Raw genomic sequence first — 10,712 nt, forward strand, 5'->3', positions numbered from 1 at the left:
ATTTGATGCTATCGCCTCGTTAATTGGGCGATTGTGTGCCAATGGTGCTAAGTCTGGTATCCGCGTTATTATTTCTGCCCAAGAACCAGAGACTATATATCAGAGCAAAGCTGCACAGAAGATATTTGCCAATATCACTACACGTTTAGTAGGCAGGATTCAATCATCAGCCGTTGACCCGTTCATTGTTCGCTTTAAATATCCAACTGAAATCATCAGGGTCAATAGCACAGAAGCTTTTTATCCCAAAAAGTCGGGGATTTACTCTCAGTGGTTGCTTGATGATAACGGCAAGCTAACTTTCTGTCGCTATTATCCTGCTTACTGTTTATTAGCCTCAGTTGCTAATAATCCAAACGAGCAAGAATTACGCAGTTTGTTTCTTAAATACTATCAAGATAATCCTCTGCTTGGGTTAGTCAAATTTAGTGAGGATTATATCAGAATGATTCGGGAGGAAGAGTTATCAGAATTAGCGAAGAATTTACTCTCAAAATCACACATAAAGCAAGTAGCTTAATATGAAAAAACGGACGATTGGTGTAATAATTTCTGGTGCGGTTGGCAGTTTCTTTATTGCTGCACCTAGTTATGGTTTCAGTATTAACGATTTTATCAATTCATTAGTTTCGGATCTTCAAAGTGAAGTTGGTGAAATTCAAGCCGGGGCATCTGATGAGATTAACAGTGCTTGGGCTGACATCAAAGAAAATGCGTCAGCTGCAATTGATAGTTCTATCGGACAATTGGGTGCGCCTGACCCAATTGCTTCGGCTGATCAATTGAAGGATTCACTTAAGGATGATTATTCTTATCCTGTCGCCCAAGAAAAAGCACAGAAGCTCTCACGCGACCTAGCTTTGGCTTCTGTCGCTAGCGTGGTCAGCGAAAAAGGACAGCAGCAAACTCAAGAAAAAATTGATACTACTGCACAAATTGCTCAAAAAGCCAGTGATATCGCCTCGGAAGCTCAGAATATGGACGCTTCTCAGAACATCCTCAAAGCGATCGCGTCTCAGAATGGGCTAATTGTGTCGATGTTAGCAGAACAACGTACTGATTCGCTATTAGCCCGACAGGACAATGCTTACTCTAACTTGATGCTAACGCAAGTAGCGGAGCATCTTGATTCCCAAAGGCAAAAGGAGAACTCCGAAGAAGATGGCAGATTATCTTTATTACATGAAGTCGTACTTAATGCACGGCTAGATCCTACTTTTAAGGAATAAAAGTTATGAGTGCGCGGATATAAAAAGTCATTCACGCACCATAGTTACTGCAAGTTTGTATTTTCAGCATCCCAGCATTCAGGAGAATTTTGCACATGTCGCATCTGTACTATTTATTAGGACAAACATCTGGTGGTCAACTAGCCCAGGAAGCAAATAATAATGCGATCGCTGTTGCCGAAGGATTTAATCAATTGTGGGAGCGAACCATAAGCGGTGAAGTTTATACAAGGATGTGTACTGTTGGCGCTTTATTCGCCGTGGCTACGTTAACTTTTTTCATAGTTGAATGGACAAAAAAGATGATGGCGGGGGAGGAGCAACGGGCTTATACCGATTTTATTTGGCCTTTCATAGTTGTCCTTCTATTAAGTAATAACGGGAGTCTTTTGGGAAAATCAACTTTAGGTATTAGGAATTATATTAACAATGTAAATACATTACTTCTTGGGACTACTGCTGCGGGGCTAGACCTTAGAGAGGTATACGAAAAAGCGATAGGAACCGAAGCTGCACGCTCTGCTGTTGGTGTGACTATTAACAGGTGTCAAAATTCGTCATTGAGTCAGCAAGAACAGATAGAATGTCTCAACAAAGCAAAAGAAGATTTGAAACAGAGGTATCCAGATAAATTTGGTCAAAACGGATTGTTTTCTTGGTTCACCGATACGATTGATGGTGCTGTTGATGCTTTCAATGATGTCAAAGACGGTAAAGCAAATGGAGTTGAGTTAATATTCTCTCCGATTAATGCTTTTGTAGGGTCTGCCATAACAGACATTATTACTATAATTTTAGTTGGAATGAGCGGAGCTTACCAGTGGGGAATTGAATTAACCATGCTAGTGACAGCACTCCTTGGGCCAGTGGCGGTTGGTGGTTCTTTATTGCCCTACGGAGCTAAGTCTATTTACACTTGGTTAGTGGGATATTTCAGTGTAGGTTTTGGAAAACTCTGCTTCAATATCATTATTGGATTTGCTGGACAATTAGTCGCTGATTCTAAAACTTATCAACCGATGTTCTTCCTGTTTACTATTGGTTTAATTGCCCCGTTTTTGAGTGCAGGTTTAGCGGCTGGTGGTGGCATTGCTGTCCTTACTCAAATTAATAAAGCTGCTGAAACTTATAGTTCAATCGCCATTGAGGTCACTAAGGGTTTAGTTACCAGAGGTGGTAGCTTGGTTGGAAAAATAGCTAAGTGAGCCTACAAAGTTAATTTTTAAAAATACGAATCGCATAGCTTGCTTCTCTAAAGGGGTACTGCAAATTGTGAATTGATGTGCCCCCTACACCCCGGTACGGTTCGGTTAAAGGGGAAAGGGCAATTGAAGAGGGGAATAAGGTTACTGGGTTTGGGGTAAAGGTTAATTTCGTTCCTTTCCCCAGCCGTAGGCTTTACCCCTTCCCCCCAAAAACCGACAAGTATTGCCCTATACCTTGTTTCTTATATGCTTATGCTGAATCATAAAAAAGCTTCTACTGCTAAGAAAGAGCCATTGCAACTGCTCAGGTATAATCAATCAGTACCAACGAGAGTAGGAATAATTTCTCTAGTTGGGTTTTCAATGGCTGGATTTTCTCTATTGTTACAGTTCCTTAATTATGGAGCGGTTTCTCTACTAAATAATAAGCAATTAGCTCTGATCCAATTATCATCAGGTGATACGATTTCCGCTAGAGCAGTAGACCCTCAATACCGCTCTGATGAAGTGATTAGAAAGTTTATTTCTGATACCTTCATTAAGATGTTTAATTGGGATGGGATAGTACAAGTTTTCAATGAAAAAGGCGAACCTATTACTAAACAAGATACTGGGGTAGAAGTAGGCAAGATTAATAATAAATCTAATAGTCGAGTCACAAGTAAAGCTTATGATGCTGCCTTTGCTTTGAGTGAAAATGGAGGATTTAGAGCCGCATTTCTGAAAAAATTAGCCTCAATTACTCCCACGAGCATATTCAATGGTGATACGCAAGTATCTTTAATCCCTAGATTTATTTCACAGCCACGGCAACTCAGAGATGGAAAATGGGAAATAGATTTTATTGGAACGCTGGTAACTTTTGAACGTAGTGATAATTCCGGCAAAGGGATTACTTTTAATAAAACCATTACACTTTCATCAATTTCTAATCCAGAGTATATCCCAGCTAATACTAGCGAATTAGCTAAGAAAATCTATGCCACCCGGAGAGCCGGATTAGAAATTACAGAAATTGTCGATTTAGATTTGGGCAAAAGAAAATGAGTAAAGAGAATAATAAAAATGGGTCTGTATCGACTTTAGAGGATTTGCTTAAAATAGATGATGTTAATAAAACTAATGGTAATAAAGCACCAGAACCGGAAAGTTTATTAGTAGCGACTAAGCACACATTTGTTACTTCTCCTTGGTCAAGACTAGCAATAATTGCTGTCCCTTTTGGAGTTGGATTTTTAGCGATATTTTTGATGCTCAATGGTGTTTTCAATCCCGCACCATCACCAAAAATTGGTCTGAAAACGCAGGAAATACTGACCACTGAACAAGCCCAAGAAAGTGATGATGGAGACGGTGATGCGCGTGCAAAACTCGCTCTGTCGGATCAAGAAGATGAGTTAGGTCGCATTAACAAAAATAGAAAAGACCAACCAGCGCCAGTACCAGTTTCAGTAGACCAAAAGGTTGTGCCATCTAACCCACCATCTCCGCGACCTGCGCCACGGAGTGTTCAAAATACACAACCACGTCGCGTAACTCAGACTGCACCACAACCTAGAAGAACCTACACTCAGCCACCAACACGCACGAGTTTTTCTCCAAGATCCTCTATATCTGCACGAACACTAACACCCCTAGATCCCCTTGAGCAATTGAACAAACTCCGTGGTATCGGTTCTTACGGCAAAATCGCATACGCCGAAACTAGCACCAGTAAACAATCTTCATTAGATCCGGATCTTTCTCAAACTCAAGCAATTCAAAATCAACCGAATGAACAAATAGATATAAATAATTTTGACCAAACCACGCCGCAAAACTCAAGCGAATCGATTGAAAAGATCCGTCCCAGGTGGCAAGCGACTTCTAAGGTTAACAAGATTACTTTAGCTAACAATTATTTACCTCAAGAAAGCCAAATTCTCCAAGGTAAACAAACTCGCTACCTCACCGTTGGCACTTTTGCTACTGGTGTGATTGTTACTCCATTAGTTCAAACCACAGTTAATAATTCAGGGCAGACACAGACACAAACACTAACCTCTAATAACACTAAGTCTATTGCTAGACTGCAAGAGGATTTACGCGATAACTATGGGCAAGTAGTAATCCCTTCGGGTAGTTTATTGGCAGTCGAGTTAGCTTCAGTTGATGGCGGCAGTTACGCTGTCGCTTATGTCAGAGCGATCATCAAAGATAATACAGAATATCCTATTTCTGCGGGTGCGATTTCCGTGACAGGAGTTGGTGGTACACCCCTAATAGCTCGAAGATTTCAGGACAGGGGTGGCGAGATTGCCCGTAGTGACTTGTTTGGTGGTGCTGTGTCTGCATTGGGGAAGGTTGGGGAGATTATGAACCAACCGGATAGTGAAGAAGAAATTTCTGATGAATTCACAGGCAGGATTCGCAAACGTAGTAGTGGCAATCAGCGCAATCTCACTGGTGCGTTAATGTCAGGTTTTTTTGGTCAAGTTAGCCAAAACATCAGCCAACGTAATCAACGTAATACTCAAGAAATTACTTCTCGCCCTAATACTTGGTTTATTCCACAGGGAACCAGAGTCACTTTTAATGTAAATCGTTCTTTGGAGTTGCCATGAAAAAGTTTTTGATTGGTATACCATTGGCTCTCGCATTTGCTTGTGTACCACTATCCACAATTGCCGCACCAGTCGTTCGCACCATCAAACAAACTCAAGCTAGTGGGACGCAGGCCAAACTACAAACTATTAACGTCTGGAATGGTCACGGTGTAGCAATTTCTTTCTATGAAATTGGCGAGACAATTAAAAAAGTCTGGTTAGACGACCCATCGCAAATTCTGCTTGACACAGATGGTTGTTTAGAGGGACTGGATCAGAATTGCTCTAGCCCCGGTGCTGGGCTGATTCATCTGCGACGGATATTGAGAGTAAACATTCCTGGGATACCGCAAACATCTACCACTTTGTTAACAGTAATTACGCAGTCATCCTCTGGGGAGCGTAAAGCTTACAGTTTTCGGCTAGCAACAAGTAATGGCATTCCTAAATATAGTCAGGTAACGATCCAGAATGATGTCGCACGAGGACAAACAGCCCCGAAACCTCAATTGCAATCATTAGTTAAAACACAGCAAACAATTAACCAAATTCGAGGCGGTATTGTTGTCGCTATTAAAAGTGGATGGATTCATCAGCAAGATGAACTACACCAGCGCTTGCAAAAGTTAATCGGTTATATACAAGCAGGTGATGACATTTCTACTGCTACTAATAAGGCTTCTGTCTCTCAAGACTTAGTTAACAAATTAATTGCTTTAAATAATAATTCTGATAATTTAAGACAAGGTAATAGTTTATGAAATCATCTTTTCGGCTCAATGATAACGCCTTACGTTACTTCATTTTTTTTGGTTTAGTAGGTAGCTTATTTCTTCATAGTTTCATAAGATATGGGCTATTGAACTCTTTTGTAGGCTTTTTGCTACCCAAGGCTTCAGCACAAGTACCCATTGTAAATTCACCGAATGGGTTTACTCCTGATTGGTCGCGCTTGCGTTTTAGCGACATGGTTATTTCTGAAAGTGAGAGTGTTACCTATCCAGGCACAAGAGGTACAGAAACTAGAACTTGGACGGCAGGACAAAGCATTAGCGAGTTTATGGAACTGGGAGATTTTGAAACACCTCAATTAGCAATAGAAAATTTAAATCTCTCAACCATATCTTCAGTACAAGGAATCAATTTAAGTGGGTTAACATTAGATGATTTTCAATTAACTCAATGGCAGACCTTACCAAATTTGGTCAAAGCCGTTCCTAATTTGGGTAATAGAAATGTTAATAGTGTTATACCTATCCGTGATTTTGCGAGAAGATTTGGCATTAATGGCAGTACAATCGCTAATCTCAGCCGCTATGACAATTTAAGTAATGTTCAACTTGGTCGAGTAATTAATTTAAAAAATTATCCTTTGACATCCATTCCTAATATCCAGAGCGCATCAATAAATCGCTTTGCCAATTGGCAAGATTCCAGAATTGATGGTGTACCAGGATTATCAACACTCACCTGGGATAATTTACCGGGGTTGAGAACGCTTGACCTTTCATTTGTTGCTTCATTTGATCTGCCATTGGGAGAAATTGAGGCTAACCGTACCCGTTCCATATCTGGTAGCTATCAAGATGGCTTTAATGTTCCCTGTCTAAAAAATAACTGCGCTCATGCGGAAATGTCCGGTATTGGTAAGACTACTGGAACGCAGTGGATGTCCGGGAAATTCCAAAAGGTTAATGGTGGATTTGGCATTTTAAAAGGTCTTAATGATGGTCAAGAGCCTACTGGCAGGAACCCCTTTGGCTCTAGTTTTAAGCAAGTAGTTTGGAATATTGATGAAGGCAGTGGAAAGGTGGAGACTACTATGTTCTTCCGGATCTGCAAAACTATACCCTTCATTGGTCGCACTTGCAGCCCCTACTTCATTGGGCCTGTGCCTTTTATTGAGTACCGAGAGAAAGATCCTATCGTTCTTGGTCAACCAGAATAGGGTGTTGGGGGTAGGGTGTTGGGTGTAGGGAAGACGGTATTAGTGGGGGCAAGTGACCCACGGTTATTGAGGCTATTTCTTCACCCACACCCCACACCCCACACCCTACACCCCGCCCCAACGGGGCTTGGTCAACCTAATTCTCTACCTTAAATATGAGCAAATCTTTCAAAATAAATAGCGCTAACCCTCAAGAATTTCGATTTGAGCAATTACAGAACCCTCATGACAGCATCGGCAAGTACACTCACTCTCTTTTCACCCCCAATGGACTAACAGTTTTGTCCTTACTTGGTGCTTATATTTTGCTCAAGGTGTTTTTTGGCGATGGTAACAAAAAGAAAATTGCTACCAGTTATTGGGGTGGTGGTAAAGAAACTGCTACTGCTCAGAAAAAAGCCATCTTGCAAATTGCCAATCCCCAATGTGATAGTGCGGCACTTTACATTGGTAAGCATCAGGGAAAAGGTGGTGGCACTACTTTTTATATTCCTGATGTGCAACGGGGTACGGCAGTCATCGGCGCTCCCGGTAGTGGTAAAACATTCAGCGCCATTAACCCGATGATTTACTCGGCAATTGATCAAGAATTTCCATGTATAGTTTATGACTTTAAATACCCATCTCAAGCGAAAGTTGCTGCTTATGCTAAATATAAGGGCTATGATGTTCACATCTTTGCACCGGGATTTCCTGAATCTGAAGTCTGCAATCCTTTAGATTTTCTCCGGGATAGTAGTGATGCCGAATCGTCCCGACAAATTTCCACTGTGATCAATAAGAATTTCCGACTTTTGGGCAATTCAACTGAAGATGGTTTCTTTGGCCCATCCGGTGATCAGCTGACTCAAGCAATATTGATGTTAGCTAAAGAATTTGGTCAATTCGCAGATGTTATGACTTGCGCGGCGATCCTCTCTAGTGAGCAAATGGTCAAACGCCTGATGGCTGCTTCTCTCAATCCTTGGGTAAAAATTGCTTTTGGGCAACTGTTCAGTTCTGCCGCATCTGAAAAAACTGTCGCCGGTATTGTTGCTACCGCCAGTATTATGTTTACGCGATTCATGGCGAAAAACACCTTGGGCTGTTTCATCGGTAAGACAACTTTACCTTTGGAAATTAAAGGTAAGCAGGTGATTATCTTTGGGTTGGACAGAGAACGTCGAGATGCAGTAGGGCCCCTCATGACCAGCATTTTACACATGACTATCGCCCGAAATATTGCTTCTAAAAGGAAAGATCCACTGATCGTTGCACTGGATGAATTACCGTCTATTTATCTGCCTGATTTATATAGATGGCTGAATGAATCTCGTTCTGAGGGCTTTTGCGGTCTTATCGGCTTCCAAAATATGGGGCAGCTTGAGAAGAACTACGGTAAGGATATTGCTAAGGCGATCCTGGGGGCTTGCAGCACTAAATTCATTTTTAATCCTGGTGAGAACGAGTCGGCGCAATTATTCTCCAGCTTCTTAGGTGATGAAGAGATTAAGTACAAGCAAAAAAGCCGTTCTACTGGTAGTAAAAATAATAGCACAAGCATCAGCGACCAAGAGAAAACTAGAAAGCTTTTTGAATCGGCTCAATTTCTGAAGTTAATTGCTGGTAAATGCGTTTTTATTAATCCGGCTTATGCCAATAAAAAGGAGGGGTCTGTTCCTTTACTCAAAAGTATCAAAATTAATGAGCCACTCAAAAATATTGATAAATACAATCAACTTAAATGGGCAAGGATTGTCAGTTTACTAGCTAGAAAGAGTACACAAAAATTTCCCTCACAGCAAGATTTAGCTTTGCGAGTTAAGCAAGTTGATTCACGCTTCCCCATTCCCCAAAATCCTCAAGCTGTTTCTAATAATTCCGGTCTGACATCAAAAGACGTTGGCAGTATGGTTAATCAAGACCAAGTTCCTCCTGATATCGGGTTTTAATATTATGAAAATGACTATTGAAGAATTGAAGATTGAGAACTTTGACTTAATCAAAACTTTATCTCAACAGTATATTCTCGCTAATGGTAGTTTCATTGACATTAATATTCCTCCAACTCAAATCATTGACAATTTTAATACCTTGTCTGGAACTAGACCAAGACTTAAGAGTTTAGGAATATATATTGTTATCAGTTTGAAAAATATTTATATTAAACTAAATCAACAATTATGTATTCAAATAGTTAATCAATATATTCACGGTATTGGCTGGCATGATTTGCAGTATATTTGCTTTTTTGATATTAATCCAAGTAATGTTTACATTCATATTGTTTTTAATCGGGTTACTCCAGAAGGTAAGCTCATTGATATCAAATACTTGGGGGCTAACTGGCAACAATATGAGGTTTTACGTCAATCTTGTTCTCGGATCTTAGAAAACCCTGCTAACAATAAATATTTGCAGAGCCGATGCAACTGTTGTTCTTAAACAAGAGTACAGCACAAGGCACAGTGTATAAATAATTAACAAAAAATATGTTTGATGAACGACATTTGCAACTCACTTCTGCTTACGCTAAAGCTAGTCAGCATTTTATTAGAGCTTTTATTTATCCTTTAGGAGAGTTTATTTATAAATCAATCGAATTAGCTATTGATTTAAAATGTCAAATTGAAATAGGAGAAGAAACTTATTTTCTTACTCCTGATAAGGATGGTGGTTGGAAATGGTCTAAAGGTAACTTTGAAGGTGTAACAGATGAGGAAATAGAACAAGTAGAAGAGATGATGGCATATTTATTGCCGAAACTTCTCCCCGGTAGTAATGATATAACACCGTCAAATTTTCCTCCTGCTCCTGATTTACCTCCAGTTTTACCTAACCCCAATTCCCCCTTAATTCTTCCGCCTTCTGCCACATCTGTTGAGTTTTTAACTATACCACTCGATTCTCAAAATCCCCAGGAATATGTACCTATTCAAGACCAACAAAATCTAGATTTAAATCCTTCTATCCATAGAAATGTTTTTTTAACAGGTGAAGATGAACTTAAAGATACATTATCACAATCACATCAAGGGAGTGTTGATAATTCCTCTGAGTTTGTAGATGAGGATTTGATTAACCAAACCAGCGCCAACAATGAAGTTGATAACCAAAGTCACCAAAATGAAGTGATTAGTTCTTATGACATTGCAGTTGATAATTTAACAACAAAGATTGTCATCGACCACACAATTCCTATAACTAGTGAAAAACTTGAGCCACAAAATAATCAACATATCCCTCATCACCCAGAACATATTGATCCGCAACATTGGCACGAGCTAGTAGTAGGCAGCGCGATCGCACCAGAAATTGCACATCTCAATTTCTCTAGTCTTCATTTTAGCTATGTCGGTGGCGAACATGAAGCTTGGGAACGGCTCATGATCAGCGACAAACTCTCACGTACAAATACAGGTAGCCTCTCTACTAGGCTTTTAGAACTCTATTCCCACTTAGATGCAGGTGGCTGGTGGTGTAATTCAGGAGTAGATCCGCGCACATTTGCTAATCTTACCCCTGGTGAGCAACCTCAAATTAAAGAATGGGGATGCTATAAGCCAAACCGCCCCAGACCCAAAACCGTGAAAAAAGATGGGTTCACTGTTGCGGTTGAAGGCAAGTTCATCAAATATGAGCATCCACCATCAGTTGATTTGAGCATTTTCTTGCTAGATGTCCCAGGCGTGATTGCCCAAAATATTTACTCAAAAGCTGGAGTAAACCCCACCGACAGCGATCGCTTGAGTGGTTTTTGGTATTG

At 40.4% G+C, this 10,712-nt stretch carries 8 protein-coding genes and 2 pseudogenes; all 10 read left to right on the top strand.

What is annotated here, in order from left to right; genetic code table 11:
- Positions 1–520, top strand: a pseudogene (locus H6G26_RS34050) (hypothetical protein); the annotation flags it as partial.
- 1 nt (position 521) lies between these two features.
- Positions 522–1,229, top strand: coding sequence for a hypothetical protein (locus H6G26_RS34055; RefSeq protein WP_190735489.1), 708 nt, complete (start codon positions 522–524; stop codon positions 1,227–1,229).
- Between the two features lie 95 nt (positions 1,230–1,324).
- The gene (locus H6G26_RS34060) at positions 1,325–2,434 is read left to right on the top strand and encodes a hypothetical protein (protein ID WP_242054070.1); all 1,110 of its coding nucleotides are present in this window, start codon (positions 1,325–1,327) and stop codon (positions 2,432–2,434) included.
- Between the two features lie 252 nt (positions 2,435–2,686).
- Positions 2,687–3,481 (top strand): hypothetical protein, encoded by a 795-nt coding sequence (locus tag H6G26_RS34065; RefSeq protein ID WP_190735491.1) that lies wholly within the window; start codon positions 2,687–2,689, stop codon positions 3,479–3,481.
- Positions 3,478–5,037: a TrbI/VirB10 family protein gene (locus H6G26_RS34070; RefSeq protein WP_190735493.1), complete on the top strand. Its 1,560-nt coding sequence runs from the start codon at positions 3,478–3,480 to the stop codon at positions 5,035–5,037. Before H6G26_RS34065 ends, H6G26_RS34070 begins: the two co-directional genes overlap by 4 nt.
- On the top strand, positions 5,034–5,780 hold the full coding sequence (locus H6G26_RS34075; RefSeq protein ID WP_190735495.1) for a hypothetical protein: 747 nt from the start codon (positions 5,034–5,036) through the stop codon (positions 5,778–5,780). Before H6G26_RS34070 ends, H6G26_RS34075 begins: the two co-directional genes overlap by 4 nt.
- The gene (locus H6G26_RS34080) at positions 5,777–6,967 is read left to right on the top strand and encodes a hypothetical protein (RefSeq protein ID WP_190735497.1); all 1,191 of its coding nucleotides are present in this window, start codon (positions 5,777–5,779) and stop codon (positions 6,965–6,967) included. The genes H6G26_RS34075 and H6G26_RS34080 overlap by 4 nt, the downstream gene beginning before the upstream one ends.
- Before the next feature lie 155 nt (positions 6,968–7,122).
- Positions 7,123–8,898: a type IV secretory system conjugative DNA transfer family protein gene (locus H6G26_RS34085; RefSeq protein WP_190735499.1), complete on the top strand. Its 1,776-nt coding sequence runs from the start codon at positions 7,123–7,125 to the stop codon at positions 8,896–8,898.
- 10 nt (positions 8,899–8,908) lie between these two features.
- Positions 8,909–9,391, top strand: coding sequence for a relaxase/mobilization nuclease domain-containing protein (locus tag H6G26_RS34090; RefSeq protein WP_242054071.1), 483 nt, complete (start codon positions 8,909–8,911; stop codon positions 9,389–9,391).
- A 47-nt stretch (positions 9,392–9,438) separates the two neighbouring features.
- Positions 9,439–10,712 (top strand): annotated as a pseudogene (locus H6G26_RS34095) (DUF3854 domain-containing protein); the annotation flags it as partial.

The organism is Nostoc sp. FACHB-888, assembly GCF_014696655.1.
Lineage (GTDB): Bacteria > Cyanobacteriota > Cyanobacteriia > Cyanobacteriales > Nostocaceae > Nostoc.

Bases quoted from the DNA above. Each gene is read 5' to 3' on its own strand.
- H6G26_RS34085 (WP_190735499.1), top strand. From the start codon at position 7,123: ATGAGCAAATCTTTCAAAATAAATAGCGCTAACCCTCAAGAATTTCGA.
- H6G26_RS34060 (WP_242054070.1), top strand. From the start codon at position 1,325: ATGTCGCATCTGTACTATTTATTAGGACAAACATCTGGTGGTCAACTA.
- H6G26_RS34075 (WP_190735495.1), top strand. From the start codon at position 5,034: ATGAAAAAGTTTTTGATTGGTATACCATTGGCTCTCGCATTTGCTTGT.
- H6G26_RS34055 (WP_190735489.1), top strand. From the start codon at position 522: ATGAAAAAACGGACGATTGGTGTAATAATTTCTGGTGCGGTTGGCAGT.
- H6G26_RS34080 (WP_190735497.1), top strand. From the start codon at position 5,777: ATGAAATCATCTTTTCGGCTCAATGATAACGCCTTACGTTACTTCATT.
- H6G26_RS34065 (WP_190735491.1), top strand. From the start codon at position 2,687: ATGCTGAATCATAAAAAAGCTTCTACTGCTAAGAAAGAGCCATTGCAA.
- H6G26_RS34090 (WP_242054071.1), top strand. From the start codon at position 8,909: ATGACTATTGAAGAATTGAAGATTGAGAACTTTGACTTAATCAAAACT.
- H6G26_RS34070 (WP_190735493.1), top strand. From the start codon at position 3,478: ATGAGTAAAGAGAATAATAAAAATGGGTCTGTATCGACTTTAGAGGAT.